The sequence below is a fragment of the Xanthomonas sp. NCPPB 2922 genome, from assembly GCF_041520885.1.
GTDB classification, from domain to species: Bacteria; Pseudomonadota; Gammaproteobacteria; order Xanthomonadales; family Xanthomonadaceae; genus Xanthomonas; species Xanthomonas campestris.
Window position 1 is genome coordinate 107004 of record NZ_JBGOFY010000009.1, and the last position, 25861, is coordinate 132864.

Genomic DNA, 25861 nt, shown 5'->3' on the forward strand with positions numbered 1-25861 from the left:
ATGCGAGGTTGCCGGTGCCACAGGCAGCTGCCCTCAGCGGATCTGCAACACCTCAGTTGCCGTAATCGACCCGCACCGAGCCGGAATGCGACTCCAGTTTGATGTCGCCATTGCCCGCGCCCAGTGTCGTTTTCAGGCTCTTGCCTGGGCCGTACTCCGGCCGCTCGACCCGCCCGGCCACCGCGCGGATGTCGCCGCTGAAGACCTCTATGTTCAACGCCGCCGATACCGTGCGCGGCACGCCCAGCGCGATCTCTCCGCTCACACTTTCCGCCGCGATACTGCCGCCCGGCGCCAGGCCTGCCACCTTGAGCCCGGTTGTGCCGGATACGCTCTGCGCACGCAGCTGCGCCACCTGCCCGGTGCTGAGGTTGATATCGCCGGACACCGACTCGGCACTCACCTGGCCACTGGCACCGCTTGGCGCCGCGATCTCGCCGCTGACAGTGCTCAGGTTCAAACGCGTGGTGGCCACGGTGCTGCGCACATCGCCGCTGACCGACTCCAGACGCGCTTCCTTGGCGCGCCCGGCGGCCACCACCTCGCCGCTGACCGACTTGAGCTGCAGCCGCGCCAGATCGATCTGATCCACATCCAGACCGGCGCTGACCACCTCTGCCTGCAACACCGCGCCGCGCGGCACCCGCAGTTCGAGCTGCGCCCCGTTGCCGTTACGGCTGCTGCGCGGATAGATCACCTCGAACTGCAGCCGGTCGGCACTTTCATTGACATCCAGCCGCTGGCCCGGCCCAAGCGTGCCGGTCAACGACACCTCGTCGCGGTCCCAGCCACGCACGCGTACCTGCCCGGCGATGTTTTCAATCTCCACGCGCCCACCGCGCGCCAGTGGATGGGTCTGCTTCACCGCAGTCTGGGCCGCGGCGGGCAGTGCGCAGACGGCGCTCAACAACAACAGGGATAAGGTGGCGTAGCGCATGGGTGGCTTCCTCAGCTGGGGACGTAGGCCTCGCCCTGTGCGGCGAGACGGGTCAATTGCAGGCGCTTCGCATAGGTGCGCTGCAACTGCGACAACAAAAACGCAGAGCGCGGGCTCTGCACGATGGCGGTGTGGATCGACTGCGCGCTGCGGTCCAGCTCGTTCAGTGCCGGCAACAATGCAGCCGGCGCCTGCTCCACGGGAACCGCCGCGATGGCCTGCTGGTATTGCCCGGCCAGGGCCTGCGCCTGCATCACCAGCGCTGGCGGCGCAGCTGCATGGGCTGGCGCGGTCGGCAGAGGCTTAAGCCCAGGCGCGATGGCGATCACTCCCAGCGCAGCCGCGAGCGCAAGGCCGGCCGCTGGCCACTGCCATGCGCGGCGCTGCCGGCGTGGTGCCAGCGCCGCGACCGTGTCGCCCGGCGGCAGTGCGGCGGCAATGTTTTCCCACAGCTGCGGCGCCGGCTGGCGCTGCGTGGGCAGGGCCTGCAGGCGCGCGACCAAGGCCGCATCGTCGGTGCCGGATGGAGGAAGGGATTGGGTCATACGGGTTCTCCCAGCCGCGCACGCAACAGGCCGCGTGCGCGATGCAGTTGCGCCTTGGAACTGCCGACCGCCATCTGCAGTTCTTCGGCGATTTCATGATGTTTCCAGCCCTCGATGTCGTGCAGCACCAGCACCGCGCGCGCGCGTGGCGGCAGCGTCTCCAGCGCGCGCTCCAGATCCATTTGGGTGGCCTGGCAGGACGAAGCACCGGGAATTGCCGCGAGCAGTTCGCCGTCGGCATCGTCGAGCTCGTGATCGCGCGAATGTGCGCGGCGACGCAACTCCATCAAGGCGGTATTGACCGCCAGCCGATGCAGCCAGGTGCCCAGGGCACTCTGAAAGCGAAACTGCGGCAAGGCCTTCCAGGCGGCGATGAAGGTCTCCTGCAAGGCATCGTCGGCGCGTGCGGCGTTGCCGCCGCACAGCCGCCACACCACCGCATACAGGCGTGGCGCATGGCGGCGGTAGATCGTCTCGTACGCCGAACGGCTGCCTGCCGCGGCTGCACGCGCCAATGCCGCATCGTCGCGGTCGGCGGAGCTGTCGCAAGCGGGGGCATCGGGGGGCACGGTGGTATCGAGCATAGCCAGTTCGATGCAGCGGGCAGCAAAAAGGTTTAAGCGCAGGCATCAACGCGACTGCGCAATCGCCAGACAAGCGCGGCAGACGCCCGAAATCGGCATCTCTCCCCGTACACGCCAGTTCCTCCGCACCGCCCCCACCCGCCTGGCGATTGCTCACTACGTTGGTTCGCCGCTCTACGCCCGGCGCAGCCATTTTTCTACCGGAGTTCTAAACCTTTCTGGCGCAGGGCGCATCGAAGGCTTCGATTGCACAGCGCCGCGCCGCTGTCTGGGCAGCCCCGCCCTGGCGTTATCGGAGATCCGCATGACCCTCATCGTTGGCTTGCTGCTGAGCCTGTGCCTGACCCACTGCCCTGGCCCGCTGCCCACGACCGCCTTACGCCTATCGCTCAGCCCACAGCGCGTGGAAGCCTGCGTGCTGCCCGCAAGCAGCGCTGCGACACCACGCTGTGTGCACGTGCCGTCGCCCAGTCACTGGGGCGCCGTGCGCACCCTGCGCGACAGTTGGCAGGCCGTGTTCGATCTCCGGGAATATCAGGCGATGCATCTACAGCGACGGTAATGCACTGCCAAGACCCGACACACATAACGAAGGGCACTCCTGCCGCATGACAGCGGTTGCAGAGGCCATCCCAGGCCCACGACCGCAGCGCTTCACGCGTTTGACCATGGATCACTGCACCACGCAGCACACGCAGATGAGCGCGCATTTAGAGCGGCTGACAAAACGTAGCGAGCAGTCGTCAGGTGGGTGCGGACGGCGCGGAGGAACCGGAATGTACGTGGGTACATGAGGATTCCGAGCACCGGCCGCGCCCGCCTGGCGGCTGCGCAGTAGTTTTGATAGCTGCTCTTAGCCCACGCACCCATTGCGCAGGGAGTAGCCCGTTACACTAGGCGCCCCCACGTATCCGCTTGAGCTGATGGCTGCACCAGACCCCCTTCCCGCGATGATCCGTAGTCTGTTGCCGCACTGGAACCCGCAGTGGCTGGATGTCGCAGTGCCCGCCGTCAAGATCGTCGTGATCCTCGCCGTCGCAGGCCTGATCCGGCTGCTATTGCGCCAACTGCTCAAACGCCTGTGCACGCGCTACAGCGTGCCGGCCGAAATGATGATCGGTATTCGGCGGGCGGGCGGCTTCATCATTTCGGTGAGCGCGCTGTTGATGGTGCTGCACGTGATTGGCGTCTCCGCCGGCACGTTGTGGACGGCGTTCACCGGATTCGCAGCGGTGGGTGCGGTTGCGTTCTTCGCTGCGTGGAGCGTGCTGTCCAACATCTTCTGCACGTTCCTCATCATCACCACGCGGCCGTTCCGGCTGCACGACCACATTGAACTGCTCGAAGGCGGTGACAAGCCGGGCCTCAAGGGCCGCGTCATCGACATCAATGTGATCTACACCACGCTGGAAGAAACCGGCGACCACGCTGGCAGCGTGCTGCAGGTGCCCAACAGCCTGTTCTTTCAGCGCACCACGCGGCGCTGGCGCGAGACCAGCGGGTTTCATTCGCCTTAAATAGCGGCACCCGTCAGCGCAGCTGGCTGTCCTTGCTGCCGCGCCGGTTGTAGCCGCCTTGCGCGGCTTGCGCATGGTCCTGCGCCTCCTGGCAGGTAACGCACAGATGCACACCCGGCACAGCGTTGCGCCGCGCCTCGGGAATACGCGCATCACAGTCTTCGCAGTGCGTCAGGCTCGGGCCCTGATGCAGCTGGCTGCGCGCCCGCTGGATCGCCTCGTCCACCGTGGCATCGATCTGGTCCTGCACCGCCCCATCACCCGCCCATCCGGTCGCCATGTCTGCATCACCTTGTTGGTCTGTTTCTGAAATGGGCACGCACGGCGCAAAATCCAAGCCGGCTCTGCACAGTGCCCTCAAACCGGGTGCTCTAGCATTCACCGATTCGCCGCCCACAGGAACCCCGCCATGGAACAACCCGTCCACCCGTTCTCCGAACTGTTTGCACAGCTCGGCCTGCCCTCCGACGAAGCCAGCATTCGCCGTTTCATCGCCGAACATTCGCCACTCCCGGGCGATGTACGACTGGAAGAAGCGCCGTTCTGGACACCGGCCCAGGCGCAGCTGCTGCGCGAAGAGCGCATCGACGATGCCGACTGGATCGTCACCATCGACCAGCTTAATATCGCCCTGCATACCGAAGCAGAAGACACCGGCGTATCGGCAGGCTGAAGTACGGCTCCACTAAAGCTAGAGCTCGTTTGTGCACTTGCCTGGCGATGGCTTGCAAGGCGCACAAAGCAGCACGCACAAACAAAAGGAGCGGCATTGCCGCTCCTTTTGTATCTCTAGCGCCTGCTAGCAGCGCTCGAAAGCGCTATTGCAGGCGATGGCAATCAGGTCACCTTTTTGGCGATCGTCATGCCCAGCACGAACAGCACGATGGCGATGATGATGCCGGCCCAGAACAGGAACTTGGCGATTCCCATCGCCGCACCTGCCATGCCACCGAAGCCCAATGCACCGGCAATCAGGCCGATGATGGCGAAAATAATGGCCCACTTGATCATGATGTCTCCTATCGGCAAAGCCGTTGCGTCAGTCGAGTGCTTTCAGCGGCGCAGTGCCGGAAAACATGCCGTGCACGCTACCCACCACCCTGTGCCGCACTCGTGAATACGCGTGACACACGACGACACAGTTGCCCGGCCGTTTAGCTGCGCGAACGCCTCTTCACATCGCTCGCAGACACAACGCGCATCGGCGATCATGCGGCCTGGGCAACGTTTGGATCACATGGACACGCTTCGCTATCTCACCGGTTACCCACCTGCAGTGCTGGAGCAGGTGCGCGCATTGATTGCGCAGGACAAGCTCGGCGCCGTCCTGGCGCAGCGCTATCCCGAGCGCCACACCGTGCGCACCGACCGGCAGTTGTACGACTACGTCAAAGAAATGAAGGAGCGCTACATGCGCTCCTCGCCCACGCTGCACAAAGCCATCTACGACAATCATTTGCAGGTAGTGAAGCATGCGCTTGGCACGCACACCGCCATCTCGCGCGTGCATGGCAGCCGCCTGAAAGCCAGCCGCGAGATCCGCATCGCCGCGATCTTCCGCGACGCACCCGCGCCCTTCCTGCAGATGATCGTGGCGCACGAACTGGCGCACCTCAAAGAGCCCGAGCACGACAAGGCCTTCTACCAGCTGTGCCACCACATGGCCCCGGATTACCACCAGCTCGAATTCGACCTGCGCCTGTATCTGACCCAGCTCGCGCTGAGCCCGCGCGACTGATTGCAAGCTTGGCCGGAACCCTGATCGTCCCGCTGCCGCTCCCGCCTGCTTCCCAACGTGGCACCGGCTCAGCACGATCCGCGTCTAGTTCAGTACCTTCAGGCCGGTGGTGCGGATTTGCGATACCACGCGCAGGTGCGGTGGTGTGCTTCGACAATCTGCTGGCCGACGGCACGCCTGATCCGGATTCGTTGCACGCGGGTCTGCCGGTGGATGCGGGCAGCAAATGGCTGGGTACGCTGTGGTTTCGGGAGCGCCGCTACCGGGATTGGTGAACACGTTCATACACATACACCGGCCAGCGTGGTTTAAAATGTTGCGGCGCGACGTGATCGGACAGGGTCTGGAGACGTCGCGTTTTTTGTTTCCCATTGCGCCGGCTGCAGGCCGGGCGTCAGGGAAGGCACATCACGCAGCCCCGCGGAGCCTTCGATGCTTTTCGAAACCCTCGATACCACCGGCCATGAGCAGGTGATTTTCTGTCACAACCGCGACGCCGGCCTCAAGGCCATCATCGCGTTGCACAGCACCCGTCTGGGGCCGGCACTGGGTGGGGTGCGCATGCGGCCGTATGCCAACAGCGAAGCCGCGCTCAACGACGCACTGCGGCTCAGCCGCACCATGACCTACAAGAATGCGCTGGCCGGCCTCAACGTTGGTGGTGGCAAGGCCGTGATCATCGGCGACCCGAAGACCGACAAGAGCGAGGCGCTATTCCGCGCCTTTGGCCGCTTTGTCGACACCCTGGGAGGCCGCTACATCACCTCCGAGGATGTGGGTACCGATGTCAACGACATGGAGCAGATCTACCTGGAGAGCGAGTACGTCACCGGCGTGCATCAGGTGCATCGCGGCTCCGGCGATCCCGCTCCGTTCACCGCCTACGGCGCGCTGCAGGCGCTGATGGCCTCGCTCAATCGCAAGCTCGGCCATGAAGAAGTGGGCAAGGCCAGCATCGCGATCCAGGGCCTGGGCCATATCGGCATGGAACTGGTGAAGTTGCTCAAGGAACGCGGCGCCAAGCTCTATGTGGCCGATCTCAATCCGGCGCTGGTGGATCGCGCAGTGTCCGAATACGGCGCCGAGGCCGTGCGCCCCGAAGAGATTCATGAAGTGCCCGCCGATGTGTTTGCGCCCTGCGCACTCGAAGGTGCCATCAACGAAGACACGCTGCCGCGGCTCAAGGCCAAGATCATCTGCGGCACGGCCAACAATCAGTTGTCCAGCGCAGCGATCGGCGAAGAGCTGCACAAGCGCGGCATTCTGTATGCGCCCGACTATGTGGTAAATGCCGGCGGCGTCATGAATGTGTCGCTGGAGATCGACGGCTACAACCGCGAACGTGCGATGCGCCTGATCCGCAGCATCTACCACAACCTGGAAAAGGTGTTCGACCTGTCCACCCAGCTCGGCATCCCGCCGCAGCAGGCGGCCGACCAGATTGCCGAAACGCGGATCGAAGCGATCAGCAAGCTCAAGCTGCCGCTGGGCCGCACCGCACCGCGCTTCCTGCACAAGTTGCGCGGCGAGTAAGCGCGCAAACGGGCGGGCCGCGGTTGACGACTGGTGCGATGACGCAATCCCCACCGCACACGTGACGCCCGGGCATTGCACCCGGGCGTCATGCACACCGATCAGAAATCGGCGCTGTACTTCAGGCTCAACGCGCGGTCGTCGCCACGCTCGCCCACCCGCTGGTCGTAGCCGAAACGCAGCGCGCCGCGCTCACCGAGCGGCGCGGACGCCGCAACCCCGAGCAGCCCGCCAGACCGCGCCGGCTGCATGCCGCGCAACGGCGCCCACGCATCCACGCCGATGAAGCTGGCATCCAGGCTCAGGCCCTCGCTGCTGAGCGCTTGCTGCCACTCGGCATAACCGCCCAGCTGCAGGCCGCGCCAGCGGTACGCCGAACGCAAACCAGCCAACAGCTGCGTCCGCGCAGAGGTGCTGGCAGCGGCACGCAGACCGAACCCTCCCCCCCCCTGTTCGCGGAAGCCTTCGCTGGCCAGGCGCACGTAGTCCACGCCCAGGTACGGCGTCAGTGAAGCAGCGACTTCACCGAAGCGATAGCCGGTTTCCAGGTTGCCGCTGAGATAGCTGCCGCTGTAATCGCTAAAGGCGGCACTGCGGTCCAGGCCAAACTGCAGGCTGCGCTCGATCTGCCGACGCACATTGCCAAAGCCCATCTGGCCCAGCGCATACCCCGGCACGCGCGTGGTGCCCCAATACAGTTGGGCATGCACCTGGCGGTCGCGCCCACGCGCGCCATCCAGATCGCCCAGGCTGTTGGAGCGCGTTTCGCCGAAGGCAAACCCGGCCACCGCACCGGATGCCATGCGCAGATCGTTGCCCATCATCCAGCCCGAGGTGGCGAAGCCATTGCTGGTCGCACCACCCTCGCCCGGCCCGCCCAGTGCACGCTGCCAGACACCAAGCAGGCGCGGTTGTTGCGAGACGCCATCAAAATGCGTGGCCAGCGCGCGTCGACTCAGATCAATCGTGTCGAAGGTCATCGCCGCCGATTCGGCATGCGCGCGGCCGGACAGGCTGCGCAGCGAATCCGCAGCCGTCTCACCGGTTGGCGACTGCTGCAGCGCGGCCGCAGCCTGGACAAACCCGCTACTGATCGCGCCGCTGCCCTGCAACAGCTGCACGTCCACTTGCTGAAATGCCTGTTCAACGCGCACGGCAGAGTCCATTGCCGTCGTGCCGGACAAGCCGAGCGTGCTGGCAACGGCAGTGGCTGTCAGACCGCGCAGCGCCAGGTACGCATTGTTGCTGTCGTAGGTCAGGCTTGCATCGAGAAAGGTCACCGCCGGGCCGCGCGTAACCGTCCCGAACGTGCCCTGCAAGCCACCGGCTGCCTGCAACAAGGTGTAAGTGGCGTTGTCGACCACGTAATCGCGGCGCCCCAGCAATTGCAGCTCGCCCGCGATGCTCGCCGTGCCGGTGACGTTCAAGCGGTCGCCCACGTTCAAGGCCAAACGGCCGGTGCTGTCCTGGATGTAATTACCCGCGACCGCCAGCGTTGCGCCGTTGACCTGCACGGTGCCTGCATTGTTGAGGGTTCCGGCGATCCGGCCACTGCCAATCAAGCTGGCGCCGCTGGCCACGCCGACGCGCGCACTTTGCAGACTGGCGGTCTGCAAGGTACCGCCCAGCACCTGGGTGTCGCCAATAAAGGTATTGGCGGTGCTGCTCAACACCAACGTGCCGCTACCGCGCTTGGTCAACCCACCGTTGCCACTGATGTCGTTGGCCCAGGTCGAACGTAAGGTCATGACCTCGACATCCACCGTGCCCCAGTCGAAACGCGCCGGCCCCAGCACCGCCTTGCCCACGTTGAGCAGGCCATATCCGAACGTTGGATCGACGCCTGCGGCGCCGAGGTCGGTCGCCGTGCCCAACAAGGTCTGGCGCACCAGGTCGTTGTTGAAATACGGGTACGCCTGCCACACCAGCGCGGCGGCGCCGGACACCAATGGCACGGCAAACGAAGTGCCGCTGCCATAGAAGTAGCTCAGGTTACCGGCGGTACTGTCGGGGCCGACATACACCGACGTGCCCGGTGCCACCAGGCAATACCGCATCGTTACACCGCAGGCATTCGAATACGACGCCAGCTGGGTCGGATTGGCGGTATCCACTGCACCAACGACTAGCCAGCCGCGCTCTAGATCGGCAGCCGGCCGCGTGCCATTGGGGCCGGGCTGGCTGGGCAATGCAGCAGTATCGGATGGCTCGGTGCGCGATTCATTGCCGGAGGCGAATACCACCAAACCATCGTTGCCGATCACGAACGCACGGTATTCCTGTGCGACCGGGTTGGTCACGTTGGGGTCGGTCCAGTACAGCCCGCCCCATGAGTTATTCATGATGCGCGTGCCTGCGCGGATCAGGTCCGCATGCACGGCCTCCAATCCAAGCGGCCCGTCGATCTCATTGCCCTGCCCGCTGCCGTCATCCGTAGGCGCCTTGTCGGCAATGATGCGCGCCGAGACCAGCGTCGCACCGGGCGCAATTCCGCCCGGCCATTGCCCCACCGCGCCTCCAGCCGCCAACTCAGCTACTACCGTGCCGTGTCCTAGCACGTCACCCACCGCGATATTGTTTTCGCGCGGATCGACATAGATGAAGCTGTCGGATAACCGCCCCTGCAACGCGGGATGATTGCCGTTGATGCCGCTGTCGACCACGCCGATGCGGTAACCGGCGCCGGTGAAGCCGAGCGCCTGCGCGGCAGGCGTATTGGTCAGCGCCAGGTGCGCATCGAACGCGGGCTGCGGGGTCGGTACGGTCGTGGGGGGCGGCGGCGTAGGGGCGGTTGTAGGGGGCGGCGGCGGTGAGGTGGGCGGTGGCGGAGGTGGTGGCGAGGTCGGTGGCGGTGCAGTCGGCGTGCTCGGACGAATACCGCCCCCACCCCCACCACCGCCACACGCGGTCAATGCCACGGCCAGCGCCGAGGCCAGGACAGTCCTGGCGACGTCTGTCTTCTTCATCTTGAGTTTTCCCCAAACCAATCCATGGATCGGGCCCAACCCCGGGCCCGAATATCGCTTTTATACGTCACGTGAAGCCACCACTCCAGCGCGGTGCGCGCTGGCGCGAATCGGCCACGAGGCAGATAATCGTTTCACTTTAAACGGTATCCACTCATGTCCGACATCGTCATCGTTGCTGCAAAACGCACTGCCATCGGATCGTTCCTTGGCCAGTTCAATGGCGTCCCCGCCCCCACGCTTGCTGCCGCCGCCATTGAAGGCGCGCTGGCGCAGTCGGGCGTTGCCGCGGCCGATGTCTCCGAAGTGATCGTCGGCTGCGTATTGCCCGCCAACCTGGGCCAGGCGCCGGCGCGCCAGGCCGCCATTGCGGCCGGCATCCCGACCTCGACTGGCGCCACCACCATCAACAAGGTGTGCGGTTCGGGCATGAAGGCAATCATGTTCGGCCACGACCTGATCAAGGCCGGCTCGGCCAGCATCGTGGTGGCCGGCGGCATGGAGTCGATGAGCAACGCACCGCACCTGCTGCCGAACTCGCGTACCGGCAACCGCTACGGCAATTTTCAGGCGGTGGACCACATGGCGTGGGACGGCCTGACCAATCCCTACGATGGCCAGGCGATGGGCGTGTTCGGCGAAGCCACTGCAGAGAAGTTCGGCTTCTCGCGCGCCGATCAGGATGCCTATGCCATCGCCTCGGTGGAACGTGCGCAGGCTGCGCAACGCAACGGCGCATTTGCCGATGAAATCGTGCCGGTGAAAGTCGCCACCCGCAAAGGCGAGATCGTCGTGGACAGCGACGAGCAGCCCGGCAAATCCGACGTGGCCAAGATCCCCACCTTGAAGGCCGCTTTCAAAAAGGATGGCACCGTCACCGCCGCCAGCTCGTCGAGCATTTCCGATGGCGCCGCAATCACCGTGCTGATGGCGGCCGATGAGGCGCAGCGCCGCGGTATCACGCCGCTGGCGCGCATCGTGGGCCATGTCACCCATTCGCAGGCACCGGAATGGTTCACCACCGCGCCGGTGGCCGCGATACAGTCGCTGGTCGGCAAGATCGGCTGGACGCTGGACGACGTGGACCTGTTTGAAATCAATGAAGCGTTCGCCGTGGTGGCGATGACACCGATCAAGGAATTGGGAATTGCACACGAGAAGGTCAACGTGCACGGCGGTGCCTGCGCGCTCGGCCACCCGATTGGCGCATCCGGTGCGCGCTTGGTGGTGACATTGGTGAATGCGTTGCGCAGCCGCGGCGGCAAGCGCGGAATCGCGACGCTGTGCATCGGCGGCGGTGAAGCAACTGCCATTGCTATCGAATTGATTTGATTGGCATTAACAGCGAATTTGCAAAGCTGAATGCGCGCGCGCTTGACACTAGTCTTCGGGCCGTCATCATGTCGGGGGCGCGCAATAGCGCGTTGCCTAATCTAATCGACGAGGATTGAAACAATGACCATCAACAAGCTGCTGATCGCAATGGCTCTGGGCCTGGCCCTGACCGCTTGCTCGAAGCCGGAACAGGCTCAGGACGCTGCTGCTTCGGCTAACGAAGCTGCAACCGACGCTCAGACTGCTGCTGACCAGGCTGCTGCCTCGGGCTCGCAGTCGGCTGACGCCGCTCAGGCTGCTGCCAACACCGCCGCTGCTTCGGCTGACACCGCTGCTGACGCTGCCCAGGCTGCTTCCGGCGCCGCCACCGACGCTGCTGCTGACCAGGCTGCTGACGCTGCCAAGACGGCTGAAGACACCGCCGAAGCTGCTAAGGACACCGCTGAAGAAGCCAAGAAGTAATCACTTCTTAGCTCCAAGCGCGTTCGGAGAAAGCCGCTGGTTTCCAGCGGCTTTTTCTTTGCCTGGGTGTTGAGTGTTGCCTACCTCACGTCCGCGCGTACTGCCCAACGCGTATCTATGCGCGCATAACCGCACTGCGGCTCTACCGCTTCTGTTCGCGCAGCTGAATGCGGCCACGCGGCATTGACACCGGCTGCATCCGGGTCTGCATAAGCTCCGCTTTCCAATCGGAACCGGAACAGGACCCACCCATGAACAAGATCCGCATGCTGTCGCTGAGCGCCGTTGCTGTTGCTGTGGTCACCCTCGCCGCCTGCCAGGGCCCGGATGCCGAACAGGCACGCCGCGATGCCGCTTCTGCCGCAAAGCACGCCGCCGCCGCGACCGAGCAAGCCGCCGACCGCGCTGCCGTGCAGGCCAAGGAAGCCACTGCCGATGCACGCGTCGCCGCACGCGACCTGGCCGCCGACGCCAGCCGCGCTACCGCCAACGCCGCCGATGCCACTGCGGACAAGACCCGCGAGATGGCCAACAAGGCCGAACAGAATGCGGCCGAAAAGAATGCCGAGCACGACGCGCAGCATTGAGTGCAACCGCAACGCCTGAGCGCGCACGCAAGTAGCGACGCGCTTCGCAACTCCTGCATGCACCGGTAATATCTGCCCGGTGCATGCAGCCCCGGACAAGCAGCCGGCTCGTGTTGTCGAGCCTGGCACGCTAGGATCTGCGGATGCCTTCTTCCTTTACCTCGCGGCGCCGCAATCAGCTGGCGCTGGCCTTCTCTGCGCTCATCTTTATCGCGATCGGGATCGGCATCTTCGTGGGTGCGCGCCGCTCCCTCGCCGATGCCGCGCTCGTCTCGCATACGCATGAAGTCATTGGCCGCGTCGATGAGATCCAGGCGCGCGTGCTCGATGCCGAATCGGCCGAGCGCGGTTACCTGCTCACCGGCAATGACGCGTACCTGCTGGACTATCAGACCAGCGTGGAGCGGCTGCCGATCCTGATCGGCAACTTGCGCCGCAAGATCGCCGACAACCCTTCGCAGGTGGCGCATCTGGATCAACTGCATCATCTGGTCGACACGCGGCTCAAACAGATTCAGCACGTGCTCGACGTCTACGCCGACAGCGGCCTGGAGCCGGCGCGTACCAGCATTCGCCAGACCGCGTTTCGCACCACCAGCGCCATCCGCGAACAGGCACTGACCATGGTGCAGCGCGAGCAGGAGCTGCTGGCATTGCGTGCGGAAAGCAGCCGCCAAAGTGCGTTGTTGTTGCTGATCCTGGCGCTGGCCGGCATCCCGTTAGGGCTGGCCGTGGTCGGCACGGTGTACGGCCTGCTGATGCGCGAACTGCGGCATCGCGCGCAGGCCGAGCGGCATGCCGCACGTGCCAACCAGGAACTGGGCGAGAGCATCGGCGCCCTGCAGCGCAGCGCGGCCGATCTCAATTTGCTCAGCCGCTACACCGGCCTGCTGCAGAGTTGCGTCAGTGCCGAAGAAGCACTGGATGTCACCAGCCGCACGCTCGCGCATTTGCTGCCCGGCATTGCCGGCAGCGTGTATCTGCTGCGCGCCTCGCAGGACCGCGCCGAGGTGATCAGCCATTGGGGCACGCCGTTGGTGCACAGCGCCTCGCACCTGCTGCCCGAAGAGTGCTGGGCACTGCGCCGCGGCCAGCCGCACCTGATCGAAGACCTGGCGCGCGATGCGCCGTGCGCGCACATCGACCTGCCCGATGCGAGCGTGGCAATCACCACCGCCTGCCTGCCGATGTCGGCACAGGGCACGCAGCTGGGTTTTCTGTTCCTGTCCGCGCCCGGCCCGGCGCCGATGCCCCGCCTGGAGATCGCCGAAGCGGCTGCCGAGCAGTTGTCGCTGGCCTTGAGCAATCTGCGTCTGCGCGAATCGCTGCGCCGGCAGTCCATCCGCGATGCGCTGACGGGGTTGTACAACCGCCGTTATCTGGAAGAAGCGCTCAGCCACGAACTGGCGCGCTGCGCACGCCGCGATCTGCCGCTGTCGGTACTGATGCTGGATGTGGACCACTTCAAGCAGTTCAACGACGGCCAGGGCCATGCCGGCGGCGATCTGTTGCTGGCCGCAGTGGGTGAATTGCTGCTCACCCGCCTGCGCGCCGAGGACGTGGCCTGCCGCTACGGGGGCGAGGAATTCACCGTGATCCTGCCGGAAACCGACGGCGAGGAAGCGATGCGCGTGGCCGAACAGATCCGCGGTCACATCGCTGCGCTGGCGGTCAGCGACGGCCAGCGCGCGCTGCCACGGGTCACCGCGTCGATCGGCGTGGCCAGCTTCCCGGCCGATGGCGAGCTGGGATCGGCCTTGATCCAGAAGGCCGATGCGGCGTTGTACGTGGCCAAGCGCCAGGGCCGCAACCGGGTGGAACGGCACGGCGTGGTGGCGGTGAATGCCGAACCGGGTGGCACAAACGGCGCGATTGTTTGAGATTCGTCACACAAAAGATGCTCTAGCGCAGCGATAGTCGGCGTGACCCATCCAAGCGAGGCAGTCCCGATGTCGATGTGGCGCGATCAAGGTCCCAACAAGAAAGACGGCGTTCCCGCAGCGCCCGAGGTTCCGCCGGCCGACGGCCGCTTGTTCAATGCCGAACCCACCCCCGCCCCGGCCGCTGCAGCGGCGGTGACGCCAACTCCGCCGGTGGCGGCGACGCCGGCGCCAACCCGGCAGAGTGAGGCCAAGGAATCCCTGATCGCCGCCGACATCAGCATCGAAGGCAAGATCGAAGGTGCCGGACACGTGCGCCTGGCCGGCCGGTTCAAGGGCGACGTCAACGTCAAGGGCGATCTCACCATCGAACGTGGCGCCAAGCTCAACGGCGGCGTGCGCGCCAACAAGGTGATCATTGCCGGGGAACTGGAAGGCAATATCGAATCGGCTGCGCAGGTGGAGTTGCAGGCCTCCGGCGTGCTGGTCGGCGACGTCAAGGCCGGTAGCCTCACTGTCGCCTCCGGGGCGCGCATGCGTGGCCAGGCCGACTTTGGCTGGGGCGAGGACACCGGCAGCAAGCCGCCGGCCAAACCGGTGGTTGCGGCCGGAGACAGCGACGCCACATGAGTGCACCCCGCCCGGGCACGCCCGGCGCCACGCGCAGCTGCCCGCATTGCAAGGCGACGATCCTGGAAAGCGCGGTCGTCTGCCCTGCCTGCCGGCACCATCTGCGCTTCGATTCGGCGGCGGCGCAGCACACCCAGCCGGCGCCGATCGTGCCGCTCAAGGTCGACGGCACGATTCGCCACCCCGCCGATGGCGATGCCTGGGAATACACGGTGGTGGTGGTGGTGCGCAACGGCAAGGGCGAGGAAATCCGCCGCCAGGTGGTGGACGTGGGCGCCATGCAGGGCGGTGAGGAACGCGGCTTCACCCTGGCGGTGGAGGCCACGGCGGTGCGTACTCAGGGGCGTCGTACGCGGCATTAGCTGCGCTGCGTAATGGCGGTGCGGCGTGGCCCGCAGTCGGTGCCGTGCGCCTCCTGGGTCGGCAGTTGCATCAGCCTGTTGCGGTTTCCGGCGATCAGTCCGGACACAACGACCATGGTCAGGGTCGAACACGCGCAGGACCAGGTCGGCTGCTACCGAGACGGCGCAGCTCCTTTGCTAGCCCATCGCGCAAGAAATGGTTGATCCTGTCCCTCGTGCACCTGGATCGCGCTGGCGGTACCGGCGCCTTGTTGCAACACCTGCCGAATGCGTGCGTGCTCGCGGTGCAGTCGCCACGCGCAGCTTCGTGACGCGGCTGCATCGTCGCCCACTGGCGACCAGCAATCCCTCCACCGCGCGGGGTTCTGTGCTCCCCATCGCTGCCCTCCACACCCAGACGCCTGACACCGCCGCGCAGGCCGCATCTGCGCAACACAGGCAGCATCTCGCACGCACCGCCGCCATTCTCAGGATCTGCACATCGGCTTGGCCAGAGTTGCCGCATGCACAACGGCAATGACACACGCGGCGATCTGGTGGTGCTTGGGCCCGAAGGGCTGTACTGCCCACAAGGCGATTTCCATATCGATCCATGGCGGCCGGTGCCGCGCGCGGTGATCACGCATGGTCATGGCGACCACGCACGCGGCGGCATGGGCGAGTACCACTGCACGCGCGAAAGCCTGCCGATCCTGCAATGGCGGCTGGGCGAGCAGGTCTATCACCCGCATGCCAATGGCGAGGCCTTCACCCTGGGACGCGCGCGAGTGTCCTTGCATCCGGCCGGTCATGTGCTGGGCTCGGCGCAGGTGCGCATCGAAGTCGATGGCCAGGTGTGGGTGGCCTCCGGCGACTACAAGCGCCAACACGACCCCACCTGCGCGCCGTTCGAAGTGGTGCCGTGCGACACCTTCATCACCGAGGCAACCTTCGGGCTGCCCGTGTACCGCTGGCCGGACACCGCGCAGGTGGCGGCCGATATCGTGGCCTGGCGCCATGAGTGCGCCGCGCGCGGCGAGGCGGCGATCCTGTATTGCTATGCGCTGGGCAAGGCGCAGCGCGTGCTTGCTGAGTTACGCGCCTGGGACACGCAGCCAGCGCTGTTGCATGGCGCAATCGCCGCCGGCGTGGATGTGTACCGGCACGCCGGCATCGCCATGCTGGAGACGCAACCGGTGAGCGAACACGCACGCGGCGCCGACTACGCCGGGCAATTGGTGCTGGCCCCGCCATCGGCGGCCGGCAGCCCGTGGATTCGCCGCTTCCGGCATGCACAGCAGGGCTTTGCCTCGGGCTGGATGCGCATCCGCGGCAACCGGCGCCGTCGTAATTACGACCGTGGCTTTGTGGTGTCCGATCATGCCGACTGGCCCGACCTGCTGCGCACCATCGCCGACACCGGCGCGCGCCGGGTCATCGCCACACATGGCAACACCGATGCGTTGATCCAGCACCTGCGCGAGCACGGCGTAGCCGCCGAAGCCTTCCGCACCGACTTTGGAGCCGAGGAATGAATCCGTTGCCTGCAAGCCGCTATGTTCGCGCGCGGCCGCGGATCCGGCTGAGTGGCGCACTGGCGTTTCGCCGGCATGCGCTGGCCTTTTGTGTGCATCGCGCCACCCCCGCCGCCACGCTGGGGCCACCCCGCCCGCAACGGCGCCCACGCACGTTGAGTGCATTCACCCGCGCTGCCTTGCGTCTGCGCGCGACACCGCTGCTGGCCAGCGCGGATGCAGCGCCGTGAAACGGTTTGCGGCGTTGTACCGCACTCTGGACCGCAGCACCGGCACGCTCGACAAGCGCGCCGCCTTGGTGGCGTATTTCCGCGCAGCGCCGCCGCTGGATGCGGCCTGGGCGCTGTATCTGCTCGCGGGTGGCAAGGTGGCCAGTGCGCGCATGCGCATCGCCGCCAGCGGCGAGTTGCGCGAGTGGATCGCCGAGGCCGCCGGGATCGCCGACTGGCTGGTAGCCGACAGCTACGATCATGTAGGCGATCTGGCCGAAACACTGGCATTGCTGCTGGATGATCCAGCCAGCGAGGCGGTGGATGTGTCACTGGCCGAGTGGATCGAACAGCGCCTGCTGCCGATCGCCAATCAAGACGTGGCGGTGCGCAAGCACTGCATCGTGCAGGCGTGGCGCACGCTGGCCTTCGACGAACGCCTGGTCTTCAACAAGTTGCTGACCGGCGCATTGCGTGTGGGTGTGTCGCAACGGTTGGTGCAGCAGGCCCTGGCCGAACTGTCGGGCGTGGATATCGCACGCATTGCCCAGCGCATGCTCGGCAGCTGGCGCCCGCATGCCACGTATGTGGCCGACCTGCTCACGCATGAGGAGCTGCCCGGCGACCGCCAGCAGCCCTATCCGTTTTTTCTGGCGTCGCCGCTGGAGGCCGATGTCGAAAGCCTTGGCGCAATCGACGACTGGCTGCTGGAATGGAAGTGGGATGGCATCCGACTGCAGCTGTTGCGTCGTGCTGGTGAAGCGGCGCTGTGGTCGCGTGGCGAAGAACGCCTGGATGGCCGCTTTCCAGAGATCGAACAGGCCGCCATGGGCTTGCCAGACGGCACCGTGATCGACGGCGAGCTGCTGGCCTGGCAACCCGAGCAACCGTTGCCGATGCCGTTCACCGCGCTGCAGACGCGTATCCAGCGGCTCAAGCCCGGGCCCAAGACGCTGGCGGCGGCGCCAGCGCGCGTGGTCGCTTACGACTTGCTCGAACTGGACGGCGAAGACCTGCGCGAGCGCCCGCTGCACGCACGCCGCGCACTACTGGAGCGCGTGCTCGCCACCCTCGCCGACCCACGCATTATCGCCTCGCCGCTGGTGCAACCCACCGATTGGCAGGCCGCCGCGCAGGTGCGGCTGGATGCACGTGCGCGCGGCGTTGAAGGGCTGATGCTCAAGCGCGCGCGTTCGCCCTACCAATCCGGCCGCCGCCGTGGCGACTGGTGGAAGTGGAAGATCGACCCACTGACCATCGATGCGGTGCTGCTGTACGCACAGGCCGGCCATGGCCGGCGCAGCACGCTCTACACCGACTACACCTTCGGGCTCTGGCACGGCGGCACGCTGGTGCCCATCGCCAAAGCATATTCGGGGCTGGACGATACCGAGATCCTGCAACTGGACCGCTGGATCCGCGCCAACACCACCGAGCGCTTCGGGCCGGTGCGCGCGGTCACGCCGCACCATGTGTTCGAACTGGGCTTTGAAGGCGTGAATCGCAGCACGCGGCACAAGTCCGGCATTGCGGTGCGCTTCCCGCGCATCCTGCGCTGGCGCCACGACAAACCCTTCGCCGAGGCCGACCACCTGAGCAGCCTTCAGGCACTGGCGCGGTGAGCCCGGCACAGCCACAGCGCGGCACGCCGTTGCAGCAATGGCGGGCCTGGTTTGCGCAGCGCGGCTGGGCGCCGTTGCCGTTTCAACGCGATGTCTGGAAGCGCTATCTGGATGGCGAATCCGGCCTGCTGCACACCCCAACCGGCAGCGGCAAGACCCTGGCGGCATTTGGCGGCCCGCTGCTGGAAGCGCTGGCCGCACGCGGACGCACGCCGCCGGCCACGGCGGTTGCACGTGGCCGGCGGCAGCCGCAGCGCAGCCTGCAGGTGCTGTGGATTACCCCGCTGCGCGCGCTCGCCGCCGATACCGCGCGTGCCCTGCGCGAACCGGTGGAGGCCTTGGGCCTGGATTGGCAGGTAGGCCTGCGCACCGGCGACGCCAGTGCGCGCGACAAACGCCTGGCCCGCAGCGGCAAGCTCGATGTCCTGGTCACCACGCCCGAATCGCTGGCCTTGCTGCTGTCGTATCCGGATACCGCGCCGCAGTTGGCAGCGCTACGCTGCGTGATCGTCGACGAGTGGCACGAGCTGCTTGGCAACAAGCGCGGCGTGCTGTTGCAACTGTGCCTGGCGCGCCTGCGCGGTTGGTCACCGGCGCTGCGCATCTGGGGGTTGTCGGCCACGCTGGGCAACCTGGCGCAGGCACGCGATGTGCTGCTGCCGCATCAACCGGACGCGGCCTTGGTGTCGGGGGTCAAGCCACGCGCCATGACCCTGGAAACGCTGCTGCCCGAGACCGGCGAGCGCTTTCCCTGGGCCGGCCATCTCGGTCTGGCGCAACTGGCGCGCGTGCTGCACAAACTGATGGAACAACGCACCAGCCTGGTGTTCACCAACACGCGCGCGCAGGCCGAACTCTGGCACCAGGCGCTGAGCGCAGTCTGGCCGGAGGATGCGGCCACACTGGCGCTGCACCATGGCTCGCTGGATCCGGCGCTGCGCACCGCGGCCGAACACGGCTTGCGCGACGGCAGCCTGCGCTGCGTGGTGGCCACCTCCAGCCTGGACCTGGGCGTGGACTTTCCGGCGGTGGACCAGGTGCTGCAAGTCGGCAGCCCCAAGGGCATCGCACGCCTGCTGCAACGCGCCGGCCGTGCACGGCACCGCCCGGGCGAATCTGGCCATGTGGTGTGCGTGCCCTCGCATGCGCTGGAATTGCTGGAATATGCGGCTGCGCGGCGCGCGATTGCACAGGGGCAGATCGAGGCACGCCCGCCACCGCGGCTCTCATTGGACGTGCTGGCCCAGCATTGCGTGACCCTGGCACTGGGCGGCGGTTTCCAGGCCGATGCGTTGCTGCGCGAAGTCCGCGGCACCGATGCCTTCGCCGCACTCGATGAGGCCACCTGGCAGGCCGTGCTCGACTTCATCGTGCAAGGCGGCAGCGCGCTCGCGCATTACCCCGATTTCCACAAGGTGGTGCGCGACGACGCCGGCATCTACCGCGTCACCGACCGGCGCGTGGCGCTGCGGCATCGCCTGTCGATCGGCACCATCACCAGCGATGGCAGCGTGCGCGTGCAGTTCCTGCGCGGCGGCCGGCTGGGCGCGGTGGAAGAACAGTTCGTCGGTCGCCTCAAGCGCGGCGACCGCTTCCAGTTCGCCGGGCGCTTGCTGGAACTGGTGCGGCTGGAAGACATGACCGCCTACGTGCGCATCGCCAAGGGCGGCAGCGGCGTAGTGCCCAAGTGGATGGGCGGGAGGATGCCGTTGTCCTCGGCGTTGGGGCGCGAGGTGGAGGCGGTGTTCGCCGATCCCGGCGACGCGCCGGAAATGCAGACGCTGGCACCGTTGCTGCACTTGCAGTCCAGCCTGTCCGCACTGCCCGGCCCCGGCCATCTGCTGGTGGAAACCATCAAGGCGCGCGATGGCCGCCACCTGTTCGTGTACCCGTTCGCAGGCCGCCAGGTCAACGAAGGTCTGGCCGCATTGCTGGCTGCGCGCTGGGGCCGGCGGCAGCGCAACACCTTCAGCTTTGCAGCCAACGATTACGGGTTTGTGCTGTCGCCGGCGCAGGATGTGCCGGTGGATGCCGCACTGCTGCAGGAATTGCTGTCGCCGGCACGGCTGTTCGAGGATCTGCGCGACAGCCTCAATCTGGGCGAGCTGGCACGCCGGCAGTTTCGTGAGATTGCGCGCGTCGCCGGGCTGCTCTCGCCATCGCTGCCTGGGCGTGCGCCGCGCAGCCTGCGCCAGCTGCAGGCCTCCAGTGGCCTGTTGTACGACGTGCTGCAGCGCTTCGACCCGGACCACCTGCTGCTGGCCCAGGCCGAGCGCGAAGTCTTCGAAGGCCAGCTGGAATTCGCGCGCCTGGCCCACGCGCTGGAAGACTGCGCAGCGCGCGTCTTGCGCCTGTGCACGCCGCGCAGCCTGACGCCGCTGTCGTTCCCGCTATGGGCCGAGCGCGTGCGCGGGCAACTCAGCACCGAAGACTGGAAAGCGCGCGTGCTGCGTGCAGCCGCGCAACTGGAACGCAAGCATGGCCGATAGCGTGCATCTCACCCTGGCAGGCGAGCCGGTGGAACTGCTCGGCGAGCGTGCGCTGTATCGGCCCGCGCGGCGCGCATTGCTGATCGCCGATCTGCATCTGGGCAAGGCCGATGTGTTCCGGCGTGCCGGCATCGGCTTGCCTGCGGGCGGCACCGAGCACGATCTGGAGCGGCTGGACGCGTTGCTGGCATCGCGCCCGGTGGACGCGCTCTGGATTCTCGGCGACCTGCTGCATGGGCCGGCACCGCGCGCGGCCTGGCACCGCCGCTGGAGCGCCTGGCGCGAGCGCCATTGCGCCCTGCAGGTGATTGCAATCCGCGGCAATCACGACCGCGCCTTGGCAGGCGCCGATCTGCACATCGAAGCGGCCGGCGAACAGGTGGAAGATGGCCCGTTCCTGCTGCGCCATGACCCGCTCCCGCACCCCAGCCGCCACGTGCTGTGCGGCCACCTGCACCCGCTGGCCGCGCTGCCGGGCCTGTCGCGCCGCTGGCCGGCATTCTGGTTGCGCGACGGCGTGACCATCCTGCCTGCGTTCTCGCACTTCACTGCCGGCATCGTGCCGACCCTGGTCGAAGGCGAGCGCCTGGTTGCCTGCGTCGAAGGCGATGCGATGGCGCTGCCGGTGCGGTGACAACGCGCGCACCGCGTTGATGCAACGGTGCGCGTGCGGCGCACCAACTTCACTTCATCAGTGAAGCCAACCGCACAGCGACTGCCGCTGCGCGCCACTACGCAGCCATGCCATCTCCTGCATTACTCGAACTTGGCACCGGCACCGGTTGCGCCAATGCATCGACGAACGCCGGGTCCAGCGCGAGCTTGCCGAACCAGCCGTGCTGGGTGCCGCTGAGCACGCGCAGCATGTGGCCGCGCCCACCCGGCACGCGGCCCATCGGCTGCAGCAGCAGATCGCGCCCGCGCGCCCACACATCGCGCTCGGACTGGAACAGCGGCGTGAGCCAGCGACTCCAGCGGTGATAGATCGCCACATGCGCCTGGCGTTCGCGCTGGTAGCGCTGCAATGCGGCATCCAGGTCCGCGCCGGCGCGCAAGGCATCGCGCATCGCCAGTGCATCCAGCAGCGCCATGTTCACGCCCTGCCCCAGCTGCGGGCTCATCGCGTGCGCGGCATCGCCGGCCAGCGCAAAGCGGCCGCGGTGCCAGCGCGACACCACCGCGTCGCGGTAGCTGGCACGCGCCAAGGCGCCATGCACCTGCACGGTCTGCAGGCGCGCAAGCGCGTCCGGCCACATCTGCGCCACTTCTTCGCGCCAGGCGTCCATGCCGCGGGTTTCCCATGCAGCGAAATCGCTGCAGGGCAGGCTCCAGAAAAAGCTCAGCCGCGGCGTGTCATCGCCCGGCCGCGTGCCCACCGGCAGCAGCCCGATCATCTTGCGTGCGCCGATGTAGCGCTGCCGCAACTCGTCCACGTACGGCCAGTCTTCGCGCGGCAACAAACACCACAGCGCGCCCCATGGATACACCCGATCCAGCTGGGTGCCCTGGGCCTGTGCGCGCAAGGTCGATGCCGAGCCATCGGCGGCGATGATCAGATCGTAGGGGCCATGCCATTGCCCGCGCTGGTCCTGCACACGCACGCCGTCATGATCGATCGCGGTGATCTGCGTGCCGATGTGCAGGTTGGCGTACTCGGGCCAGGCATCGCGCAGCAACGCGAACAACGCGCCGCGCTGCATGCCCAGGCCCATCAGGCGCGCATCCAGGTCGCGGTAGCGCATGTCCATCACCGCGCGCCCGCAGGGCGTCTCGCCATACAACCGCCGCACCGGTGCACCGTGCTGCAAGGCCTGCTCCAGCAGCCCCATCTTCCACAGCACCTGCAGCCCGCTCGGCTGCAACAGAAATCCTGCACCAACCGGCCCGGGCGCGGGCGCGCGTTCGAACACGTCCAGGCGATGCCCATCGGCACCGAGCAGCACGGCCAGTGCCTGCCCCGCCGTGCCGTATCCCACTACCGCAATTCGCAATGTCTGCTGCATCGTCCGTGCTCTGTCTGCGTCCTCACCAGCCCGACATGGACCGGCGCAAAAAAAACCCCGCCGAAGCGGGGTTCTTCAATCGCACAATCGAGTGAATCACTCAACCGGCGTGATGTTCGAAGCCTGGGCACCCTTGGGGCCCTGGGTCACGTCATAACTGACGCGCTGGCCTTCCTGCAGGCTGCGGAAGCCCTTGGAGTTGATCGCGGAGAAGTGCGCGAAGACATCGGCGCTGCCGTCCTCCGGTGAGATGAAGCCAAATCCCTTGGCGTCGTTGAACCACTTGACGGTACCGTTCGGCATGGTGATGCAAGACCTTTGCAAAATTAATGGGTGGTGTACGGCGGAGCGTACGCGCCGAGTATGCAAAGCTTATGCCCCGATGACAATCACCCGCGTGCAAGTTCGCCAATCAGCTCCGGCAGTCCGGACGAGGCCGCATCCACGTTCGACAGCACCTCGGCCATGGTGATTTCCTGCGCGTCGCCACAGCCCGCCGCCCAGTTGGCCACGATCGCCAAACACGCATATTCCAGGCCTTTTTCGCGTGCCAGCGCCGCTTCGGGCATGCCGGTCATGCCGACCAGATCGCAGCCGTCGCGACGCATCCGCGCGATCTCTGCAATCGTTTCCAATCGCGGTCCCTGGGTGGCGCCATAGCATCCACCCGCTACCAGCGTGACGCCGGTCACCTTGGCCGCGGCGATCACCTTGCTGCGGAACATCGGCGAATACGGGTGGCCAAAGTCCACATGCTGCACCTCGCTGCCGGCCTCTTCGCAAAAGGTGGAAATGCGGCCCCAGGTGTAGTCGATCAACTGGTCCGGGCAGGCCAGCACGCGCGGGCCAAACGCCTCGGTGATACCGCCGACAGTGTTGAGCGCCAGCACGCGGGTGGCACCAATTTGCTGCAGCGCAGCGATGTTTGCGCGGTAGTTGACCTTGTGCGGCGGCAGCGAATGACCTTCGCCATGCCGGGCCAGGAATGCCACGCGATGGCCGAGCAGCATGCCCACGCGGATCGGGCCGGACGGCGCGCCGTATGGGGTGTCGACCGCGTGCGTCTGCACCTGGTCGAGCTGGGCCAGCTTGTACACGCCGGTGCCGCCGATGACGGCCAATGCGATGGAATTGGAAGACACACAGACCTCTGCATCGAAAGACGAAAGAAGAACGCTGCACCGGCAATGGCGCAGTGCTGTACCCACCGGCGTGGGTAGGTGCGCTGACTTACTGCTTCATCGCATAGATGGCAGGAATGCCGCGCAGCTGCTCGTTGACGTCCATGCCGAAGCCGAACACGTAGCGGTCGGCCACTTCCACGCCCACGTAGTCGGCGGTGACGCCCGGCACGCAGCGGTCGTGGCGCTTGACGGTCAACACCGCCACGCGCACATCGGTGGCGCCCTGCTCCAGGCACCACTGGCGCACGCCCTGCAGGGTGTAGCCCTCATCCAGGATGTCGTCGACCAGGATCACCCGGCGGCCGAACAGCGCAGTGGCCGGGCGGTGCTTCCAGACCAGCTCGCCGCCGGTGGTTTCGCCGCGGTAGCGGGTGGCGTGCAGATAGTCGAACTGCAGATCCTGGCCGCGCGCGCCCAGCTCCAGCGCCAACTGGCCGGAGAACGGCAGCGCGCCGTGCATGATGGTGAGATACACAGGCACTTCGCCGGCGTAGTCGCGCGCGATCGCATCGGCGATGGTGGCGACGGCGGCATCGATGGCCGGGCGGTCGACCAGCAGATCGGCTTGGGCCAGGGCCTGGGAAATGGTGAGCGTGGACATCAGGCAAGTGTTCCGAAAGAGGCGGAAAGGGAGGTGGTGGGAGCATCGGCGAGCAGGCCATCCCAGCCCAGCGCGCCACGGCCGATCAGGCCGATCAGTGCGGCAGTGTTGAGCGTACGGCCGGCCACCGCCTGCAGGGACTCGGCGACCAGTTCGGGGTGACAGACCAGCACCACGTCGCAGCCGGCATCCAGGTGCGCGTGCACCCGTCCGGCGACGCCGCCGGCACTGAACGAGGCGGCCATGCCGATGTCGTCGGAGAAGACCACGCCGCGGAAGCCCAGTTGCCCGCGCAGGATCTGCTCGATCCAGCGCGACGCGTAGCCGGCCGGCTCCGGCGCCACCTGCGGGTAGACCACGTGGGCCATCATCACCGCGTCGGCACCGGCATCGATCCCGGCCACGAACGGCACCAGGTCCTCGGCCAGCAGGACGTCCAGCGGCCGTGGGTCGCTGGCGTGGTCGACATGGGTATCTTCCAGCACGGTGCCGTGGCCGGGGAAATGCTTGAGCGTGGCGCCCATGCCGGCGGCGTGCAGCGCCTGCACGTAGGCACGGGTGAAGCTGGCCACCACCTGCGGGTCGTCGCTGAAGGCGCGGTCGCCGATGGCGCGGTTGCCGCGTGCCAGGTCCACCACCGGGGCAAAACTGAGATCAACACCACTGGCGCGCACTTCGCTGGCCATCAGCTGCGCATGCGCGCGGGCCTGGGCAAGCGCGCCTTCCGGGTCGGTGGCATACAGCGCGCCAAAGCTCTGTAGCGGCGCCAAGGCGCTGTAACCCTCGCGAAAGCGCTGCACCCGGCCGCCTTCCTGGTCCACGCAGATCAATTGCGGGCGCGGCGCCGCGGCGCGGATGGCGGCCGATAACTCGGCCACCTGCGTGCGCGAGGCGAAGTTGCGCTTGAACAGCACCACGCCGGCGACGGCGTCGTGCTGCAGCCAGTCGCGTTCCTGTGCGCTGAGTTCGGTACCGGCAACGCCGATCAGAAGCATGTTGGGGACTCCCGGGCCAGGCGCCACGATGGCGCAGCGCGGCATTGTCGCAGATGCGCGCAGCATCGTCAGACCGCGCATTCAGGCAAGGGCGGCCGCGGCTGGCGGTTGCACGGGTGCTGGATATGGGCGCGGCGCCCGTGTTGGGTGCCGGAGGAGTCCTTTTCA

27 protein-coding genes, 1 other RNA gene and 1 pseudogene are annotated in these 25861 nt (G+C 66.6%); 17 read left to right on the forward strand and 12 right to left on the reverse strand.

The genetic code is table 11. From position 1 onward, the window contains the following. Nucleotides 1-52: 52 nt before the first annotated feature. Genes ACD584_RS12110 through ACD584_RS12120 form a run of 3 tightly spaced genes read right to left on the reverse strand, consistent with a single transcriptional unit; the run spans nucleotide 53 to nucleotide 2066 of the window. Complete coding sequence (locus tag ACD584_RS12110) at nucleotides 53-937, reverse strand: DUF4097 family beta strand repeat-containing protein (protein WP_076036112.1); 885 nt, start codon at nucleotides 935-937, stop codon at nucleotides 53-55. Nucleotides 938-948: 11 nt separating this feature from the next. After that, the gene (locus ACD584_RS12115; RefSeq protein ID WP_076036113.1) at nucleotides 949-1482 is read right to left on the reverse strand and encodes a hypothetical protein; all 534 of its coding nucleotides are present in this window, start codon (nucleotides 1480-1482) and stop codon (nucleotides 949-951) included. After that, complete coding sequence (locus ACD584_RS12120; RefSeq protein WP_040941583.1) at nucleotides 1479-2066, reverse strand: RNA polymerase sigma factor; 588 nt, start codon at nucleotides 2064-2066, stop codon at nucleotides 1479-1481. The genes ACD584_RS12115 and ACD584_RS12120 overlap by 4 nt, the downstream gene beginning before the upstream one ends. A 304-nt stretch (nucleotides 2067-2370) precedes the next feature. Here ACD584_RS12120 and ACD584_RS12125 point away from each other — a divergent pair, with 304 nt between their 5' ends. Then, nucleotides 2371-2628, forward strand: a complete 258-nt coding sequence (locus tag ACD584_RS12125) for a hypothetical protein (protein WP_076036114.1) — start codon at nucleotides 2371-2373, stop codon at nucleotides 2626-2628. 155 nt (nucleotides 2629-2783) lie between these two features. Here the strand turns inward: ACD584_RS12125 and ACD584_RS12130 are convergent. Continuing rightward, a non-coding RNA gene (locus tag ACD584_RS12130) (sX9 sRNA) lies at nucleotides 2784-2858 on the reverse strand. A 131-nt stretch (nucleotides 2859-2989) separates the two neighbouring features. Between ACD584_RS12130 and ACD584_RS12135 the strand changes: the two genes are divergently transcribed. Then, nucleotides 2990-3583, forward strand: a complete 594-nt coding sequence (locus ACD584_RS12135; RefSeq protein WP_042599338.1) for a mechanosensitive ion channel domain-containing protein — start codon at nucleotides 2990-2992, stop codon at nucleotides 3581-3583. Between the two features lie 13 nt (nucleotides 3584-3596). Here the strand turns inward: ACD584_RS12135 and ACD584_RS12140 are convergent, their stop codons facing one another. After that, nucleotides 3597-3863, reverse strand: a complete 267-nt coding sequence (locus ACD584_RS12140; RefSeq protein ID WP_057672947.1) for a DksA/TraR family C4-type zinc finger protein — start codon at nucleotides 3861-3863, stop codon at nucleotides 3597-3599. A 129-nt stretch (nucleotides 3864-3992) separates the two neighbouring features. On the opposite strand from ACD584_RS12140, the gene ACD584_RS12145 reads away from it, so the two are divergent. Next, nucleotides 3993-4256, forward strand: coding sequence for a DUF2789 domain-containing protein (locus tag ACD584_RS12145; RefSeq protein ID WP_011036496.1), 264 nt, complete (start codon nucleotides 3993-3995; stop codon nucleotides 4254-4256). A gap of 164 nt (nucleotides 4257-4420) precedes the next feature. Here the strand turns inward: ACD584_RS12145 and ACD584_RS12150 are convergent, their stop codons facing one another. After that, entirely contained in the window at nucleotides 4421-4594 is a 174-nt protein-coding gene (locus tag ACD584_RS12150) for a DUF1328 domain-containing protein (protein WP_003489471.1), read from the reverse strand. Nucleotides 4595-4793: 199 nt separating this feature from the next. Between ACD584_RS12150 and ACD584_RS12155 the strand changes: the two genes are divergently transcribed. From ACD584_RS12155 to ACD584_RS12165, 3 genes and pseudogenes are all read left to right on the forward strand, one after another. Then, the gene (locus tag ACD584_RS12155) at nucleotides 4794-5321 is read left to right on the forward strand and encodes a M48 family metallopeptidase (protein ID WP_029629006.1); all 528 of its coding nucleotides are present in this window, start codon (nucleotides 4794-4796) and stop codon (nucleotides 5319-5321) included. Nucleotides 5322-5446: 125 nt separating this feature from the next. Next, a pseudogene (locus ACD584_RS12160) lies at nucleotides 5447-5596 on the forward strand (2OG-Fe(II) oxygenase); the annotation flags it as partial. Between the two features lie 157 nt (nucleotides 5597-5753). After that, a complete protein-coding gene (locus ACD584_RS12165) occupies nucleotides 5754-6854 on the forward strand; it encodes a Glu/Leu/Phe/Val dehydrogenase dimerization domain-containing protein (protein ID WP_011036492.1) in 1101 nt (366 codons plus the stop codon). 101 nt (nucleotides 6855-6955) lie between these two features. Here ACD584_RS12165 and ACD584_RS12170 read toward each other — a convergent pair whose 3' ends face one another. Continuing rightward, nucleotides 6956-9820 (reverse strand): S8 family serine peptidase, encoded by a 2865-nt coding sequence (locus ACD584_RS12170; protein WP_372357289.1) that lies wholly within the window; start codon nucleotides 9818-9820, stop codon nucleotides 6956-6958. Between the two features lie 156 nt (nucleotides 9821-9976). Between ACD584_RS12170 and ACD584_RS12175 the strand changes: the two genes are divergently transcribed. The 11 genes from ACD584_RS12175 (at nucleotide 9977) to pdeM (ending at nucleotide 21544) form a co-directional block, all read left to right on the forward strand. After that, nucleotides 9977-11152 (forward strand): thiolase family protein, encoded by a 1176-nt coding sequence (locus ACD584_RS12175; protein WP_012438862.1) that lies wholly within the window; start codon nucleotides 9977-9979, stop codon nucleotides 11150-11152. A 123-nt stretch (nucleotides 11153-11275) separates the two neighbouring features. Next, nucleotides 11276-11617 (forward strand): hypothetical protein, encoded by a 342-nt coding sequence (locus ACD584_RS12180; RefSeq protein WP_011036489.1) that lies wholly within the window; start codon nucleotides 11276-11278, stop codon nucleotides 11615-11617. Nucleotides 11618-11868: 251 nt separating this feature from the next. After that, the gene (locus tag ACD584_RS12185; protein ID WP_011036488.1) at nucleotides 11869-12204 is read left to right on the forward strand and encodes a hypothetical protein; all 336 of its coding nucleotides are present in this window, start codon (nucleotides 11869-11871) and stop codon (nucleotides 12202-12204) included. Between the two features lie 143 nt (nucleotides 12205-12347). Next, entirely contained in the window at nucleotides 12348-14084 is a 1737-nt protein-coding gene (locus tag ACD584_RS12190) for a diguanylate cyclase (RefSeq protein ID WP_070692595.1), read from the forward strand. A gap of 69 nt (nucleotides 14085-14153) precedes the next feature. Then, nucleotides 14154-14714: a polymer-forming cytoskeletal protein gene (locus tag ACD584_RS12195; protein ID WP_076036117.1), complete on the forward strand. Its 561-nt coding sequence runs from the start codon at nucleotides 14154-14156 to the stop codon at nucleotides 14712-14714. Beyond that, complete coding sequence (locus ACD584_RS12200; RefSeq protein ID WP_116923844.1) at nucleotides 14711-15076, forward strand: hypothetical protein; 366 nt, start codon at nucleotides 14711-14713, stop codon at nucleotides 15074-15076. The genes ACD584_RS12195 and ACD584_RS12200 overlap by 4 nt, the downstream gene beginning before the upstream one ends. Before the next feature lie 503 nt (nucleotides 15077-15579). After that, on the forward strand, nucleotides 15580-16590 hold the full coding sequence (locus ACD584_RS12205) for a ligase-associated DNA damage response exonuclease (protein ID WP_076036118.1): 1011 nt from the start codon (nucleotides 15580-15582) through the stop codon (nucleotides 16588-16590). Further along, nucleotides 16587-16820, forward strand: coding sequence for a hypothetical protein (locus ACD584_RS12210; RefSeq protein WP_076036119.1), 234 nt, complete (start codon nucleotides 16587-16589; stop codon nucleotides 16818-16820). Before ACD584_RS12205 ends, ACD584_RS12210 begins: the two co-directional genes overlap by 4 nt. Beyond that, entirely contained in the window at nucleotides 16817-18421 is a 1605-nt protein-coding gene (locus ACD584_RS12215; protein ID WP_076036120.1) for an ATP-dependent DNA ligase, read from the forward strand. Before ACD584_RS12210 ends, ACD584_RS12215 begins: the two co-directional genes overlap by 4 nt. Beyond that, a complete protein-coding gene (locus ACD584_RS12220) occupies nucleotides 18418-20910 on the forward strand; it encodes a ligase-associated DNA damage response DEXH box helicase (protein ID WP_076036121.1) in 2493 nt (830 codons plus the stop codon). The genes ACD584_RS12215 and ACD584_RS12220 overlap by 4 nt, the downstream gene beginning before the upstream one ends. Continuing rightward, entirely contained in the window at nucleotides 20900-21544 is a 645-nt protein-coding gene (gene pdeM / locus ACD584_RS12225; RefSeq protein WP_076036122.1) for a ligase-associated DNA damage response endonuclease PdeM, read from the forward strand. The genes ACD584_RS12220 and pdeM overlap by 11 nt, the downstream gene beginning before the upstream one ends. A 97-nt stretch (nucleotides 21545-21641) precedes the next feature. On the opposite strand, the gene ACD584_RS12230 is transcribed toward pdeM, so the two are convergent. The 5 genes from ACD584_RS12230 to nagZ all read right to left on the reverse strand — a co-directional run bounded on the left by ACD584_RS12230 (nucleotide 21642) and on the right by nagZ (nucleotide 25693). Next, nucleotides 21642-22913 (reverse strand): NAD(P)/FAD-dependent oxidoreductase, encoded by a 1272-nt coding sequence (locus tag ACD584_RS12230; RefSeq protein ID WP_070692576.1) that lies wholly within the window; start codon nucleotides 22911-22913, stop codon nucleotides 21642-21644. A 96-nt stretch (nucleotides 22914-23009) separates the two neighbouring features. Continuing rightward, nucleotides 23010-23216 (reverse strand): cold-shock protein, encoded by a 207-nt coding sequence (locus tag ACD584_RS12235; RefSeq protein ID WP_003488188.1) that lies wholly within the window; start codon nucleotides 23214-23216, stop codon nucleotides 23010-23012. Nucleotides 23217-23302: 86 nt separating this feature from the next. Continuing rightward, on the reverse strand, nucleotides 23303-24055 hold the full coding sequence (locus ACD584_RS12240) for an S-methyl-5'-thioinosine phosphorylase (protein ID WP_076036123.1): 753 nt from the start codon (nucleotides 24053-24055) through the stop codon (nucleotides 23303-23305). Between the two features lie 88 nt (nucleotides 24056-24143). Then, nucleotides 24144-24698: a hypoxanthine-guanine phosphoribosyltransferase gene (locus tag ACD584_RS12245; RefSeq protein WP_011036478.1), complete on the reverse strand. Its 555-nt coding sequence runs from the start codon at nucleotides 24696-24698 to the stop codon at nucleotides 24144-24146. Beyond that, nucleotides 24698-25693, reverse strand: coding sequence for a beta-N-acetylhexosaminidase (gene nagZ / locus ACD584_RS12250; protein WP_011036477.1), 996 nt, complete (start codon nucleotides 25691-25693; stop codon nucleotides 24698-24700). Before nagZ ends, ACD584_RS12245 begins: the two co-directional genes overlap by 1 nt. Nucleotides 25694-25861 lie beyond the last annotated feature (168 nt).